The 15,027-nt window shown below is 62.0% G+C and carries 15 protein-coding genes; 14 read left to right on the forward strand and 1 reads right to left on the reverse strand.

What is annotated here, in order from left to right; genetic code table 11:
- Positions 1–12 precede the first annotated feature (12 nt).
- The 13 genes from ABWW33_RS18975 to ABWW33_RS19035 all read left to right on the forward strand — a co-directional run bounded on the left by ABWW33_RS18975 (position 13) and on the right by ABWW33_RS19035 (position 13,775).
- Positions 13–1,563, forward strand: a complete 1,551-nt coding sequence (locus ABWW33_RS18975) for a SpoVR family protein (RefSeq protein ID WP_176654146.1) — start codon at positions 13–15, stop codon at positions 1,561–1,563.
- A 525-nt stretch (positions 1,564–2,088) separates the two neighbouring features.
- Entirely contained in the window at positions 2,089–2,748 is a 660-nt protein-coding gene (locus tag ABWW33_RS18980; protein WP_176654145.1) for an energy transducer TonB, read from the forward strand.
- Between the two features lie 85 nt (positions 2,749–2,833).
- Entirely contained in the window at positions 2,834–3,739 is a 906-nt protein-coding gene (locus ABWW33_RS18985; protein WP_218087933.1) for a MotA/TolQ/ExbB proton channel family protein, read from the forward strand.
- 6 nt (positions 3,740–3,745) lie between these two features.
- Complete coding sequence (locus ABWW33_RS18990) at positions 3,746–4,174, forward strand: ExbD/TolR family protein (protein WP_353403241.1); 429 nt, start codon at positions 3,746–3,748, stop codon at positions 4,172–4,174.
- 59 nt (positions 4,175–4,233) lie between these two features.
- Complete coding sequence (locus ABWW33_RS18995) at positions 4,234–4,662, forward strand: ExbD/TolR family protein (RefSeq protein WP_218087932.1); 429 nt, start codon at positions 4,234–4,236, stop codon at positions 4,660–4,662.
- Positions 4,663–4,769: 107 nt separating this feature from the next.
- Positions 4,770–5,957, forward strand: coding sequence for a tetratricopeptide repeat protein (locus tag ABWW33_RS19000; protein WP_353403416.1), 1,188 nt, complete (start codon positions 4,770–4,772; stop codon positions 5,955–5,957).
- A 112-nt stretch (positions 5,958–6,069) separates the two neighbouring features.
- A complete protein-coding gene (locus tag ABWW33_RS19005; protein ID WP_353403242.1) occupies positions 6,070–7,041 on the forward strand; it encodes a bifunctional riboflavin kinase/FAD synthetase in 972 nt (323 codons plus the stop codon).
- A 63-nt stretch (positions 7,042–7,104) separates the two neighbouring features.
- Positions 7,105–9,972 (forward strand): isoleucine--tRNA ligase, encoded by a 2,868-nt coding sequence (gene ileS, locus ABWW33_RS19010; RefSeq protein ID WP_353403243.1) that lies wholly within the window; start codon positions 7,105–7,107, stop codon positions 9,970–9,972.
- A gap of 65 nt (positions 9,973–10,037) precedes the next feature.
- Positions 10,038–10,544 (forward strand): signal peptidase II, encoded by a 507-nt coding sequence (gene lspA, locus ABWW33_RS19015; RefSeq protein ID WP_353403244.1) that lies wholly within the window; start codon positions 10,038–10,040, stop codon positions 10,542–10,544.
- 19 nt (positions 10,545–10,563) lie between these two features.
- Positions 10,564–11,787, forward strand: a complete 1,224-nt coding sequence (gene coaBC / locus ABWW33_RS19020) for a bifunctional phosphopantothenoylcysteine decarboxylase/phosphopantothenate--cysteine ligase CoaBC (protein WP_353403417.1) — start codon at positions 10,564–10,566, stop codon at positions 11,785–11,787.
- On the forward strand, positions 11,788–12,237 hold the full coding sequence (gene dut / locus ABWW33_RS19025) for a dUTP diphosphatase (protein WP_176654141.1): 450 nt from the start codon (positions 11,788–11,790) through the stop codon (positions 12,235–12,237).
- Positions 12,238–12,257: 20 nt separating this feature from the next.
- Positions 12,258–13,370, forward strand: coding sequence for a M48 family metalloprotease (locus ABWW33_RS19030; protein WP_353403245.1), 1,113 nt, complete (start codon positions 12,258–12,260; stop codon positions 13,368–13,370).
- 15 nt (positions 13,371–13,385) lie between these two features.
- A complete protein-coding gene (locus ABWW33_RS19035) occupies positions 13,386–13,775 on the forward strand; it encodes a surface-adhesin E family protein (RefSeq protein ID WP_176654139.1) in 390 nt (129 codons plus the stop codon).
- Positions 13,776–13,796: 21 nt separating this feature from the next.
- On the opposite strand, the gene ABWW33_RS19040 is transcribed toward ABWW33_RS19035, so the two are convergent.
- Entirely contained in the window at positions 13,797–13,928 is a 132-nt protein-coding gene (locus tag ABWW33_RS19040; RefSeq protein WP_353403246.1) for a hypothetical protein, read from the reverse strand.
- A gap of 45 nt (positions 13,929–13,973) precedes the next feature.
- Between ABWW33_RS19040 and ABWW33_RS19045 the strand changes: the two genes are divergently transcribed.
- On the forward strand, positions 13,974–14,996 hold the full coding sequence (locus tag ABWW33_RS19045) for an XdhC family protein (protein ID WP_176654138.1): 1,023 nt from the start codon (positions 13,974–13,976) through the stop codon (positions 14,994–14,996).
- Positions 14,997–15,027 lie beyond the last annotated feature (31 nt).

Raw genomic sequence — 15,027 nt, forward strand, 5'->3', positions numbered from 1 at the left:
AGTGGAACGCATATGAACGACATGACGAAATTTCCGCCCCCCAAGCCGCGCCATCCGCGCGCCCTGCCCGAACAGTCCGAGTGGACCTTCGAACTGATCGAGCAGGCCCACCAGGAAATCCGCCGCGTGGCCGAAGGCTTCGGGCTGGATACCTATCCCAACCAGCTGGAGATCATCACGGCCGAGCAGATGATGGACGCCTACACCTCGGTCGGCATGCCGGTGTCGTACAACCACTGGTCCTTCGGCAAGCATTTCCTGTCGACCGAAAAAGGCTACAAGCGCGGCCAGATGGGCCTGGCCTACGAGATCGTCATCAACTCCGATCCGTGCATCGCCTATTTAATGGAGGAGAACAGCCTGACCATGCAGGCGCTGGTGATCGCGCACGCGGCGTACGGCCACAACTCCTTCTTCAAGGGCAACTACCTGTTCCGCACCTGGACCGACGCCGAAGCCATCGTCGACTACATGGTGTTCGCCAAGAACTACATCGCCGAGTGCGAGCAGCGCCACGGCATCGACGCGGTCGAGCTGCTGCTCGATTCCTGCCACGCGATCCAGAACTACGGCGTCGACCGCTACAAGCGGCCGGCCAAGCTGTCGATGGCGCAGGAGCGGGCGCGGCAGAAGGAGCGCGAAGCCTATGTGCAGTCGCAGATCAACGAGCTGTGGCGCACCCTGCCCCGGCGCGAGGAAGAGGAGGCGGAAAAGGCCGCGCCGCGCTTCCCGCCCGAGCCGGAGGAGAACCTGCTGTACTTCATCGAGAAGTACGCGCCGCTGCTGGAACCGTGGCAGCGCGAGATGGTGCGCATCGTGCGCAAGATCTCGCAGTACTTCTACCCGCAGCGCCAGACCCAGGTGATGAACGAGGGCTGGGCCACGTTCTGGCACTACACCATCCTCAACCAGCTGTACGACGAGGGCGTGGTGGGCGACGGCTTCATGATGGAGTTCCTCAAGAGCCATACCAACGTGGTCTACCAGCCGCCGGTCAACAGCCCGTATTACAGCGGCATCAATCCCTACGCGCTGGGCTTCGCGATGATGACCGACATCCGCCGCATCTGCGAGCACCCGACCGACGAGGACCGCGAATGGTTCCCCGACATCGCCGGCAGCGACTGGCGCAAGACGCTGGACTTTGCGATGCGCAATTTCAAGGACGAAAGCTTCATCGCCCAGTACCTGTCGCCCAAGCTGATACGCGAGTTCCATTTCTTTGCGGTATTGGACGACGACAATAACGAAAAACTGGCAATCTCCGCGATACATGACGACCTCGGTTACCGTTATGTGCGCCAGCAGCTGGCCGAGCAGTACAACCTGGGCAACCGCGAGCCGAATATCCAGGTGTGGTCGGTCAACACCCGTGACGACCGCGCGCTGACCCTGCGCCATACGCAGTTCCAGCGCCGTCCGCTGAACCAGCAGGCCGGCGAGGTACTCAAGCACGTGGCCCGGCTATGGGGCTTCGACGTGCACCTGGAAACCGTGGGGCCGAACGGCGAAGTCGTCAGCTCGATGGAGGTCAAGCGCGAGAAACGGGGGCGCGGGAGCTGAGCAACATATATACAGCAACGCCGGCGCCGATTTCAGGCACGGCTCTTGCAAGGGATATAGCCGGAGACGGCGGCGCGGGGTCAGAAGAATAGTTCTGGCCCTGCTTTTTTTAGTGGAAAGCATGTAGCGGGCGGGAAGTCAATCTTTTTCTGCATGTTCTTGCACCGGGGAATCCGCAATAATTTCACAAAAGAAACTTTTGCGGCCAAATTATCAACTGCTCGTAGTAAAATTACGTGCATAAAATTCCGTTTTTAGGCTTAAGGGAAAACTAAGTAATGTCGTGGTGCGTTGGCGCACGAAAATGAGCAGAACTGTGTTGCCGATTGATCTAGAACAGTGCAAAGTGAGCGCTACCATATAGGAAAACCCTATGAAATTTAACCGGTTTTAGGGATGAAAATTCTATGTAAAATCAAGAATTCGTATGTATAATTCGCCGACGTCCCGGATGCGGCTGTTGTTTTATGTCGCCATTTTGGGGTTTAGTAGCAACAAAAAGAGTTGGTATTGGAGAAAGCAGGCATGAATTTCACGCACAACGAGAAAAGCACCGGGAAGAACTTTACAGGCATTACCATTGTCGTTTTGTTGCACCTCCTGGTCGCTTATGGGATCGTGACGGGCTTGGGTAAACGTCTGGTGAGCAAGATGATCGCACCAGTGGAGACCAAGATCATCGAGGAGGTCAAACCTCCTCCACCGAAAGAACTCCCACCGCCACCACCTCCACCAGAGATGAAAGCGCCACCGCCGCCCTTCATCCCGCCAGTTGAGGTGAATGTGCAGCAGCCTCCGCCGCCGCAGAACACGATCGCTAACGCGACCAACGTGAAACCTGCGACGACCGAGATCCAAAGAACGCCGCCGGCACCGCCGGCAGCGCCGCCGGGACCAGCAAAATCGGTCAACGTCGCCGCAGTGGCCGACTTCAGTACTTGCGCGAAACCGGAGTGGCCCAAGTCCTCCCTGCGTAACGAAGAAACCGGTACGGTGACCTTATCGTTCCTGATTGGAGCCGACGGCCGTGTCGCCGACTCCAAGATCGTCAAATCCTCTGGCTTCAGGGACTTGGACAAGGCCGCGGTAACCGGCATCAGTAAATGCCGATTCAAACCGGGTCTGACCGACGGGAAACCGACGGAAGCGTGGATGCAGATGCAATACGTCTGGACGCTGGAGTAAAACCGAGGCAGAGCACCGTCTCATCTAGTAATTTTCGTTGTCATTACGTTCAGCGATCTGATTATTTTATCAATTTGGAGGAAGCATGTTTAAGAATACCCGTTTGTCCGCTGTACTGGCCGCTGTGCTGTTTTCCGTGACCGCAGCCACCGCCCTGGTAAGCGCACCAGCTTTCGCTGACGCGCCAGCCTCGGCAGCCGCTTCGGCACCAGCAGCCGCTCCAGCAGCGGATGCGGCCGCAGCACCAGCACCTGCAGCAGAAGCTCCAGCCGCCAAGGGCGGTAAAGAAGAAGTGGACAATCCATACGGCTTCGAAGCTGTCTGGAACGGTGGTTTCGTATCGCGCGGCACCCTGATCATCCTGTCGCTGATGTCGATGGGTTCGTGGTACATCATCATCACCAAACTGATCGACCAGATGAAGATCTTCAAACAGTCGAAAGAAACTTCGGCCAAGTTCTGGAAAGCATCGTCGATCGCTGCTGGTTCGGCTGCCCTGAAAGACGGTTCGCCATTCCGCTTCATCGCTGAAACCGGCACCAAGGCCACCGTGCACCACGACGGCGCCCTGCTGGAACAAATCGACCTGTCGACCTGGGTCACCATGTCGATCCAGCGCGCTGTCGACAAAGTTCAGTCGCGTCTGCAAGACGGCCTGTCGTTCCTGGCAACCGTGGGCTCGACCGCACCGTTCATCGGTCTGTTCGGTACCGTTTGGGGTATTTACAATGCACTGATCGCCATCGGCATGTCGGGTAACGCATCGATCGACAAGGTTGCAGGTCCAGTGGGTGAAGCGCTGATCATGACCGCCTTCGGTCTGTTCGTCGCGGTTCCTGCCGTTCTGGGTTACAACTGGCTGGTCCGTCGTAACAAGGCCGCAATGGAAGACGTGCGCTCGTTCTCGGCTGACGTGCACTCGGTACTGATCTCGGGCGCCATGTCCACCAGCGAAGCTGGCCGCGCAGCCGGCGCTAAAAAGATTGGATAATTAATCATGTCGATGTCCGTAGGCTCCGATAGCGGAGACGAAGATCAAGTCATGTCAGAAATCAACACGACGCCCCTGGTGGACATCATGTTGGTTCTGCTGATTATCTTCCTGATCACGAGCCCGGTTGTTTTGAAGCTGATCAAGATCAAGCTGCCGGAAGAAGCCAACCAGGTTATCCAGACCAAGCCGGAAGATGTCAACATCGTTGTCAGCAAGGATGGCGATATCTACTGGAATCAGCGGAGGATGCGCGACGCGAATGAGTTGTTCGACAATCTGAAGGTGGAAGCGGTCAAATTGCCTCAGCCGGAAGTACATGTACGTGGCGACCAAGAAACTCGCTACGAAGCTATCGGCAAGGTTATTTACACTACCCAGCGCGCTGGTATTCAGAAGGTCGGCTTCATCACCGAACCGCCTGACAAGGGTTAATTCCCTCTAGTGCATCGCAGGCCTGGACTCCGGGCCTGCCCTTCTTAAAAGGAAACACCATGAGTATGAATGTCGGCTCCCCAAGCGGTGGCGCGGATCCGGAACCAATGATGGAAATGAACATGACGCCCCTCATCGACGTGATGCTGGTGCTGATTATCATGATGATCATTACGATTCCAAAAGCCAACCACTCGGTGAACTTGAATATGCCGGTCGGCACCCCGCCACCGCCTACCAAGGAACCTGTGGTGATCACGATTGACGTCGACTTCGACGGCACGATTCTGTGGGATAACGCTGTCGTTCCCGACCGCGGCACCCTGGAAGCGAAGCTGACCGATGTCGCAGCGCAAGCTGACCAGCCGGAAGTGCATCTGCGTCCGAACAAGCTGGTGTCGTACAAAGTCGTGGCAGGCGTGATGGCTTCGGCTCAGCGTCTCGGCGTGACCAAGATTGGCCTGGTCGGCAACGAACAGTTCCAATAATCAGTTCTATGTTCAACGATAGGCAGGACCATTCCTGCCTATTTCGCATTTTGAAGAAAGAAAACTTACCCATGACCAAGTTTCGTCTCGCTCATCTCGGCCTGGTAATGGCCGCTATTGGTTTCACTGCAGCAGCTCCTATGGTTGGTCTTTCCTCGGTTGCCTACGCGGCCGACGCGGTGCGTGCTGAAATCGGCAAACCATTGCAAGAAGCACAGAAACTGGCTGCGGCAGGCAAGAACAAGGAAGCTCTCGCCAAACTGAAAGAAGCCGACGCTGTCGGTGGCAAGTCCCCACACGAATCCTATTTGATCGAGCGCACCCGCGCTTCGGCCGCAGCTGCCGCTGGCGATAACGACGCCGCCGCCAAGGCCTTCGAAGCGGTCATCAATTCCGGCAAGCTGTCGCCTGCCGAACAACCAAAATTCACCCAGGCCCTGGCCGGCATCTATTACCGCGCCAAGGACTACCCAAAGGCCATCACCTGGATCCAGCGTTCGCTGAAAGACAATCCAAACGACGGCCAGATGCATGAGCTGCTGATCCAGACCTACTACATCAGCGGCAAATACTCGGAAGCGGCCAAGGAGCTGCAATCGTCGAAAGCCGGTTCGGAAGCGTCGCTGCAGATGCTGGCCAACATCCAGCTCAAGCAGAACGACAAGGAAGGCTACGTGCAGACGCTGGAACGCCTGGCCGGCGCCTACCCGAAGACCAGCTACTGGGCCGACCTGCTGAACCGCGTGTCGGGCAAGCCGGGCTTCTCGTCGACGCTGTCGCTGGACGTGCTGCGCCTGCGCCTGGCCAACGGCCTGCTGACCAAGCCGGGCGAGTACATGGAGATGTCCCAGCTGGCGCTGCAAGCGGGCAATCCTGCTGAAGCCATCAAGATCATCGACCAGGGTTACAAGAAAGGCGCGCTGGGCACCGGTTCCGACGCCGCCCGCCACCAGCGCCTGAAAGACCTGGCCACCAAGACCCAGGCCGAGTTCGACGCCAAGCAAGCCGCCAACGAAGCCGAAGCCGTCAAGAACAAGGACGCCGACGCGCTGGCCAACATGGGCTACGCGCTGGTTTCCCAAGGCAAGGCCGACAAGGGCCTGGCGCTGATGGACCAGGCGGTGAAGCTGGGCACGGCCAAGTATCCTGAAACCGTGAAACTGCACCAGGGCATCGCCCAATCGATCGCCGGCAAGAAAGCCGCCGCGCTGTCGACGCTGAAATCGGTCAAAGGCAAGGACGGCGCCGCCGACCTGGCCCGCTACTGGACCCTGAACATCAACCACCCGATGTAATTCGGGAGTTGCCGCGAAAAAGCGCTGCCCGGTCCGCCGGCAGCGCTTTTTTTTCGCTTCGAGGGATTCCCCGTATAATCCTCTATTTCGCGATAGTTCTTAGCAGATTCCCATGAAGGTATTTCGAGGTCTTCCCAATGCAGCGGCGCGCGCGCCCTGCGCGCTCACGATCGGCAACTTTGACGGTGTCCACCTCGGCCACCAGGCATTGCTGGGCCGCGTGCGCGCGGCCGCCACCGGCCTCGGGCTGGAGGCGGCCGTGATGACCTTCGAACCGCATCCGCGCGAATTCTTCGCGCACAAGGCCGGCGACCTGTCGAAGGCGCCGCCGCGCATCGCCAACCTGCGCGACAAGCTGCAATCGCTGTCCGACAACGGCATCGACCGCGTCATCGTCGAGCACTTCTCGGCGCCCTTCGCCGCCCTGACGCCGCAGGAATTCACCGAAAAAGTGCTGGTCGAGGGTCTGCACGTCAAATGGCTGATGGTCGGCGACGACTTCTGCTACGGCGCCCGCCGCGCCGGCAACGTGCAGATGCTGCTGGAAGCGGGCAAGCACTATGGCTTCCACGTCGAGACCCTGCCGACCGTGATGAACGGCAGCATCCGCATCTCCTCCTCCGCCGTGCGCGCCGCGCTGGCCGAGGGCGACTTCCGGCACGCCCAGGCGCTGCTGGGCCATCCTTATGCGATCTCCGGCCACGTGATCCACGGCCAGAAGCTGGGCCGCACCCTGGGCTTCCCGACCCTGAACCTGCGCGTGCCGCACCGCCCCGCCCTGTCCGGCATCTTCATCGTGCAGGTGCACGGCCTGGCCGCGCAGCCGCTGCCGGCCGTCGCCAGCCTGGGCGTGCGCCCGACCGTCGACGACAGCGGCCGCGTGCTGCTGGAGGTGCACGTGTTCGACTTCGCCGAAAACTGCTACGGCAAGCAGGTGCGCGTCGAGTTCCTGCACAAGATACGCGACGAGGAAAAATACGTCGACCTGCCGACGCTGACCGCCGCCATCGACCGCGATGCCGCCATCGCCCGCGACTTTTTCAAAGAGCGCGTAGGCGCGATCACGGCCACCGACCGAATTTAGCCGCGCGACCAGCTACGCGCGCCGGCTACACAGACACCCCGAATACATCACTGAAGAAAAACCATGTCCGACAACAAATCTGCAAAGAAGCCTGAAAGCAAATACCCGGTCAACATGACCGAAACCCCGTTCCCGATGCGCGGCGATATGGCCAAGCGCGAGCCGAACTGGGTCAAGGAATGGCAAGACAAGAAAATCTACGAGCGCGTGCGCAAGGCCGCCGCCGGCCGTCCCAAGTTCATCCTGCACGATGGCCCGCCGTACGCCAACGGCGACATCCACATCGGCCACGCCGTCAACAAGATCCTCAAGGACATGGTGGTCAAGGCGCGCGGCCTGGCCGGCTACGACGCACCGTACGTGCCGGGCTGGGACTGCCACGGCATGCCGATCGAGATCCAGATCGAAAAACAATACGGCAAGAACCTGCCGACCGCCGAAGTGCTGACCAAGGCCCGCGCCTACGCGCTGGAGCAGGTCGACCGCCAGCGCAAGGACTTCATCCGCCTGGGCGTGCTGGGCGAATGGCAGAATCCTTACCTGACGATGAATTACTCGAACGAGGCCGACGAACTGCGCGCCCTCGGCACGCTGCTGGAAAAAGGCTACGTCTATCGCGGCTTGAAGCCGGTCAACTGGTGCTTCGACTGCCAGTCCGCGCTGGCCGAGGCCGAGGTGGAATACCAGGACAAGCGCGACCCGGCGATCGACGTCGGCTTCAAGTTCGCCGAGTTCGACAAGCTGTCCGCCGCCTTCGGCCTGGACAAGCTGCCGACCGAGAACGGTTTCGTCGTCATCTGGACCACGACCCCATGGACCATCCCGTCCAACCAGGCGCTGAACGTCAACGCCGAGGTGATCTACTCGCTGGTGCAGACCGAGCGTGACGGCCAGCCCCTGCTGCTGATCCTGGCGCAAGACCTGGTCGAGGCCTGCCTGGCGCGCTACAAGCTCGAAGGCACCACCATCGCCACCTGCCACGGCGCGGCGCTGGGCGGCATCAGCTTCCGCCACCCGCTGCACGCGTCGGACGCGTTCTACGACCGCCTGTCGCCGATGTATCTGGCCGAATACGTGACCACCGAAAGCGGCACCGGCGTGGTGCACTCGGCGCCCGCCTACGGCCTGGACGACTTCATCTCGTGCCGCGCGCACGGCCTGAAGGACGAGCAGATCCTGACCCCGGTGATGGCCGACGGCAAATTCGCCGCCTCGCTGCCGCTGTTCGGCGGCATGACGATCTGGGAGGCGTCCAAGCCGATCTGCGCCGCGCTGAAGGAAGTGGGCGCGCTGTTCGAAGTGAAGATGTTCGACCACAGCTATATGCACTGCTGGCGCCACAAGACGCCGATCATCTACCGCGCCACCTCGCAGTGGTTCGCCGGCATGGACGTCAAGCCGAAGGACGGCGGCCATACGCTGCGCGAAACCGCGCTCAAGGGCATCGCCGAAACCCGGTTCTTCCCGGACTGGGGCCAGGCGCGCCTGCACGGCATGATCGCCAACCGTCCGGACTGGACGCTGTCGCGCCAGCGCCAATGGGGCGTGCCGATGGCCTTCGTGGTGCACAAGGAAACCGGCGCGCTGCATCCGCGCACGCCCGAGCTGCTGGAGCAGGTCGCCCAGTTGATCGAGAAGAGCGGCATCGACGCCTGGCTGGCGCTGGACCTGAAGGACCTGATCGGCGAGGAAGCGGCCATCTACGAAAAGAACAAGGACACGCTGGACGTCTGGTTCGACTCCGGCTCGACCCACCAGACCGTCCTGCGCGGCTCGCACAAGGAGCAGTCGGCCTTCCCTGCCGACCTGTACCTGGAAGGCTCGGACCAGCACCGCGGCTGGTTCCACTCGTCGCTGCTGACGTCGTCGATGCTGAACGGCGCGCCGCCGTACAAGGCCCTGCTGACGCACGGCTTCGTGGTCGACGGCGAAGGCAAGAAGATGTCCAAGTCGGTCGGCAACACCGTCGCGCCGCAGGATGTCTGGAACAAGCTGGGCGCCGACATGCTGCGCCTGTGGGTGGCCACCACCGACTACACGGGCGAGCTGTCGATCTCCGACGAGATCCTCAAGCGCGTCACCGAAGCCTATCGCCGCATCCGCAACACGCTGCGCTTCCTGCTGGCCAACCTGTCGGACTTCGACGCAGCCAGGGACGCCGTGGCCATCGACCAGATGCTGGAGATCGACCGCTACGCGATCGCCAACATGGCCGCGCTGCAGGCGGAAATCGCCGAGCACTACATGCAGTACGAATTCCAGCCGGTCTACTCCAAGCTGCAGAACTACTGTTCGGAAGACCTGGGCGGCTTCTACCTCGACATCCTGAAGGACCGCCTGTACACGTCCGCCGTGACGTCGCCGGCGCGCCGCTCGGCGCAGACCGCGCTGTGGCACATCACGCAAAGCCTGCTGCGCGTGATGGCGCCGGCGCTGTCGTTCACGGCCGAGGAAGCCTGGGCCATCTTTGCCGGTCCGGAAGCCTACAAGGCCAGCGACGAGACCATCTTCACGCAAACCTGGTGGACGCTGCCGCAGCCGGCCGACGCGGCCGCCCTGCTGGACAAGTACACCGCCCTGCGCGCGGTCCGCACCGACGTCACCAAGCAGCTGGAAGACCTGCGCACCTCGGGCGCGATCGGCTCGTCGCTGCAGGCGGAGCTGTCGATCAAGGCCGCCGGCGCCAAGTACCAGCTGCTGGCCAGCCTGGACGACGACCTGAAGTTCGTCTTCATCACCTCCGCCGCGCAGGCGGTGCAGGTGGAGAACGAAGCGGACGAGGCGGTCGAAGTGGTCGCCTCGGCGGCTGAAAAGTGCGAGCGCTGCTGGCACTACCGCGCCGACGTGGGCTCGCATGCGGACCATCCGACCCTGTGCGGCCGCTGCCACAGCAATCTGTTTGGTGCGGGCGAAAAACGCAAGTTCGCTTAATATGATGGCCGCCGATCTCCAACCCCGATCAGCGGCACCGTCGCCACGAACCAACCGAATATTTTATGGCCACCACTAAAAAAATCTTCCCGACCAAATCCTCGTCGAGCCTCACGCCTTGGCTGGGCATTGCCGCCATCGTCATCCTGTTCGACCAGCTGTCCAAGATCACCATCGCCAAGACCTTCCAGCTCGGCGAAGAGAAAGTCATCACCTCGTTCTTCAACCTGGTACTGGCCTACAACAAGGGCGCGGCCTTCAGCTTCCTCTCCAACAGCGGCGGCTGGCAGCGTTACTTCTTCACCGCCATCGGCATCGGCGCGGCGATCTACATCATCATCCTGCTGAAAAAGCACGGTGGCCAGCGCATGTTCTCGTGGGCGCTGTCGCTGATCCTGGGCGGCGCCATCGGCAACGTCATCGACCGCCTGATCTACGGCCATGTGATCGACTTCCTGGACTTCCACTGGCAGGGATTCGGCCACTTCGCCGCGTTCAACCTCGCCGACTCGGCCATCTGTCTTGGCGCCGGCCTGTTCATCCTGGACGAGCTGCGCCGGGTGAATCGTTAACCACTGAGGTAGCACCATGATGGAACTCACCGGTAAGAAAATCGTCCTCGGCCTGTCCGGCGGCGTGGCCTGCTACAAGGCGGCGGAACTGTGCCGCGCGCTGACCAAGGCCGGCGCCTCGGTGCAGGTCGTGATGACCGACGCCGCGGCCCACTTCATCACCGCCGTCACCATGCAGGCGCTGTCCGGCCAGAAGGTGTTCAGCAGCCAGTGGGACCCGCGCGTGGACAACAACATGGCCCACATCGACGTCACCCGCGACGCAGACGCCATCATGATCGCGCCCTGCTCCGCCGACTTCATGGTCAAGCTGGCGCACGGCGTCTGCGACGACCTGCTGTCGACCATGTGCCTGGCGCGTCCGCGCCACGTGCCGCTGCTGGTCGCTCCCGCCATGAACGTGGAGATGTGGCAGAACCCGGCCACCCAGCGCAACGCGCAGCAGCTGCGCGAGGACGGCATCGTCATCTTCGGACCGGCCGCCGGCGACCAGGCCTGCGGCGAAGTGGGCATGGGCCGCATGCTGGAACCGGCGCAGCTGCTCGAAGAGCTGATCGCGTCGTTCCAGCAGAAGGTCCTGGCGGGCAAGCGCATCCTGATCACCGCCGGCCCGACCTTCGAACCGATCGACCCGGTGCGCGGCATCACCAATCTGTCCTCGGGCAAGATGGGCTACGCCGTGGCCCGCGCCGCGCGCGAAGCCGGCGCCGAAGTGATCCTGGTGTCCGGCCCGACCGCGCTGCCGGCGCCGTTCGGCGTCACCCGCATCAACGTGCAAAGCGCCATGCAGATGCACGACGCGGTGATGGCCAACGTCGACCACCAGCACATCTTCATCGCGGTGGCCGCCGTCGCAGACTGGCGCGTGTCCAATTCCAGCGAGCAGAAACTGAAAAAGAACCCGGACGGCTCGGTGCCGGACCTGAAGTTCGAACAAAACCCGGACATCCTGGCCACCGTCGCCGCCCGCACCACGCTGGCCGGCTATCCTTACTGCGTGGGCTTCGCCGCCGAATCGGAAAACCTGATCCAGTTCGGCGCCGACAAGCGCGAGAAAAAAGGCATCCCCCTGCTGGTCGGGAATATCGGCCACCACACCTTCGGCCAGGACGACAACACCATCATCCTGTTCGACGAGAACGGCCACACCATTTTGCCGCGCGCCGACAAACTGACCTTGGCGCGCCAACTGATTTCCGAGATCTCCAAACGGATCTCCCAGCACTCCTTATTTGCCAAATAAATGAAAAACATCGACGTCAAAATCCTCGACCCGCGCATGAAAGACCAGCTGCCGGCCTACGCCACCCCGGGTTCCGCCGGTCTCGACCTGCGCGCCTGCATCGACGCGCCTATGGTCATCGAAGCCGGCCAGACCGTGCTGATTCCGACCGGCCTGGCGATCCACGTCGCCGATCCGGGCTACGCCGCCATGATCCTGCCGCGCAGCGGCATGGGCCACAAAAACGGCATCGTGCTGGGGAATCTGGTAGGCTTGATCGACTCCGACTATCAGGGCCAGCTGATGATCTCGACCTGGAACCGCGGCCACAGCGCCTTCACGCTGAACCCGATGGAACGCCTGGCGCAGCTGATCATCGTGCCGGTGCTGCAGGTCGGTTTCAACGTGGTCGAGGAGTTCGACACCAGCGAACGCGGTGCCGGCGGCTTCGGCAGCACTGGAAAACACTAAAAAAACATACGGAGACCGGGATGGTCCAGCAGACAAAGAAAATCAATAAACTCGCTTCGTTGTCTTGGCGTTTGACCACCGTGGCGGCGGTCTCCCTGCTATCGGCCTGCTCGGTCTTCAAATCCAAACCCGCGGCGCCCGAACCGGCGCCGGTGGTGGCCCGCGTCATCAACGAAGAACCGCCGGTGGTCACCGCCAAGATGGCGGCCGCGCGCGAGGCGCTGGGCCAGATGGTGGCGTTGCAGGACCGCCTGTACCGCATCGCCGGTCCCCTGCTGATCAACAATGCGGACCTGTGCCGCACGCAGGCGCGCAACCTGCTCGGCTTCACCGCCAAGAACAAATACTCGTACACCGGCGAATTCGTCGACGCCGCGCAAGCGGTGCTGAACTACGGCGACCGCCTCGAAGTGGCCAGCGTGCTGTCCGGCAGCGGCGCCTCGCGCGCCGGCCTGCGCAAGGGCGACGGCCTGGTGGCGGCCGAAGCGAAGAGCCTGCCGACCGGCCAGAACGCCGAAACGCAGGCGGCCGGCATCCTCGGCCCGCTGGTATCGGGCCACCAGTCGCTGAACCTGATCGTCGCCCGCAATGGCCGCAACCAGGAACTGAACGTGCCGGTCACCCGCGCCTGCGCCTTCAAGATCGACATCGGCAATTCGGACAACATCAATTCCTATTCCGACGGCCAGCGCGTGATGATCACGCGCGGCATGGTCAACTTCGCGCAAACCGACGAGAACATCGCCTACGTGCTGGCCAAGGACATCGCCCACAATGTGCTGGGCCACGCCGCCATCACCAAGCAGGCCTACACCGTCGGCAGCATCATCGACAACCTGGTCGCCGTGCGGCCGGACCTGTCGATGCTGATCGGCAGCGCCGGCGTCAAGCCGGTGCCGGCCGATCTGGACACGGCGGCCGACTACCTGTCGCTGTACATGGTGGCACGCGCCGGCTACAACCTCGATCACGCGCACGCCTTCTGGCAGCGCATGGCCGCCCAATATCCGGCGACGGTGCTGAACGGTTATACTGCCACCCATCCCGCCATCGGCAAGCGCCTCACCGTGATCGACCAGACCATCGTCGAAATCAAGGGCAAGCAGGCGGCCAAGAAAACACTGATGCCGTAAAACCGGGAGACAGCCATGCGCCGCTTGTTGGCATTCATGTTGATACTGATGTGCGGAGGGGTTCAGGCGGCGCAATGGGCGCGGGTAGGCGGCGGCAAGACGGACGTCTTCTACATCGACAAGGGCAGCATCATCAAGGCCGACAAGACCCGCAAGGTCTGGTCCATGCACACCTTCAGCAAGCCGCAAATCACGCCCGAGGGCAAGCCTTACCGCTCGGTCAAGGCGCTGCACGTGTATTCCTGCGAGGACCGCACCACTGTGCTGCTGTCGCAGATCTACTATCCGGAAGCCATGGGCAAGGGCGAGCCGGTTGAAAACTACAAATACGAGAAATTCAGCCCGGAAGACATCGTGCCGGACAGCCCGTTCGACAACGCGCTGGCGGCCGTCTGCAAGGGCTAGCCGGGGAACTTAGTTGGGAACTTAGTTGGGAAAATTGGGAAACACATTCCCCATCAGCCAGGTCAGGCCGGCGCACAGCAGCACGGCAAGTATCAGCACGATCAGCAAACGGCCGAATTTAGGCGAGCCGTCGTCTTCCTTTGGGTTGGTCATGGGGCAGTCCCTGCAAGCTTTGTAGAGGCGTAGTATATTCCATCCATGGACAGTATCGATCTCGAAGTACTCAAAACCAGCGCAGCATGGATCGCCGCCGGGCGCCGCTGCGAACTGATCACCGTCATCAAGACCTGGGGCTCCAGTCCCCGTCCGGTGGGCGCCACGCTGGCCATCTGCGAAGACGGCACGGTGATCGGCTCCGTCTCGGGCGGCTGCATCGAGGACGACCTGATCGCCCGCGTGCGCGACGAGGGCATCAGCCGCGACATTCCCGAAATCGTCAGCTACGGCATCACCGCCGACGAGGCGCACCGCTTCGGCCTGCCCTGCGGCGGCACCATCGAACTGGCGATCGAGCCGCTGTCCGGGCGCAGCCGCATCGCCGAACTGCTGGTGCGGCTGGAACAGCACGAGCTGGTGCAGCGCCGGCTCGATCTGCAGACCGGCGAAGTGGAACTGGCCAAGGCCGCGCCGGGCGCGCAGATGCAGGTCAGCGAACGCGCCATGGTGACCTTGCACGGCCCGCGCTGGCGCCTGTTGATCATCGGCGCCGGCCAGTTGTCGCGCTTCCTGGCGCAGATCGCCACGGCCATGGACTACCACGTCATCGTCTGCGACCCGCGCGAGGAATACCGCGCCGGCTGGCACGTCGACGGCGTGCAGCTGGTGCACGACATGCCGGACGATATCGTGATCGACATGAAGCTCGACCGCCGCAGCGCCGTGGTCGCGCTGACCCACGATCCGAAGCTGGACGACCTGGCGCTGATGGAGGCGCTGAAGTCGGACGCCTTCTATGTCGGCGCGATCGGCTCACGCCTGAACAACAGCAAGCGCCGCGAGCGGCTGCTGGAATTCGACCTGACGGCGGAACAGCTGGCTCGCCTGCATGGGCCGATCGGCTTGTACATCGGCAGCAAGACGCCGTCCGAGATCGCGATTTCCATCCTGGCCGAGATGACCGCGATTAAAAACGGCGTGCCAACGGGGATGCTGGTGCCGCACGCCGCCTCGCCGGTCGCGCCAGGCGAGGCAGTCTGCGCGGTCGACAGCGGCGCGGTATAAAAAGCGCAAGCCTGGACAATTCAAAAGCAAG

This window comes from Duganella hordei, from assembly GCF_040369125.1.
Lineage (GTDB): Bacteria > Pseudomonadota > Gammaproteobacteria > Burkholderiales > Burkholderiaceae_D > Rugamonas > Rugamonas hordei.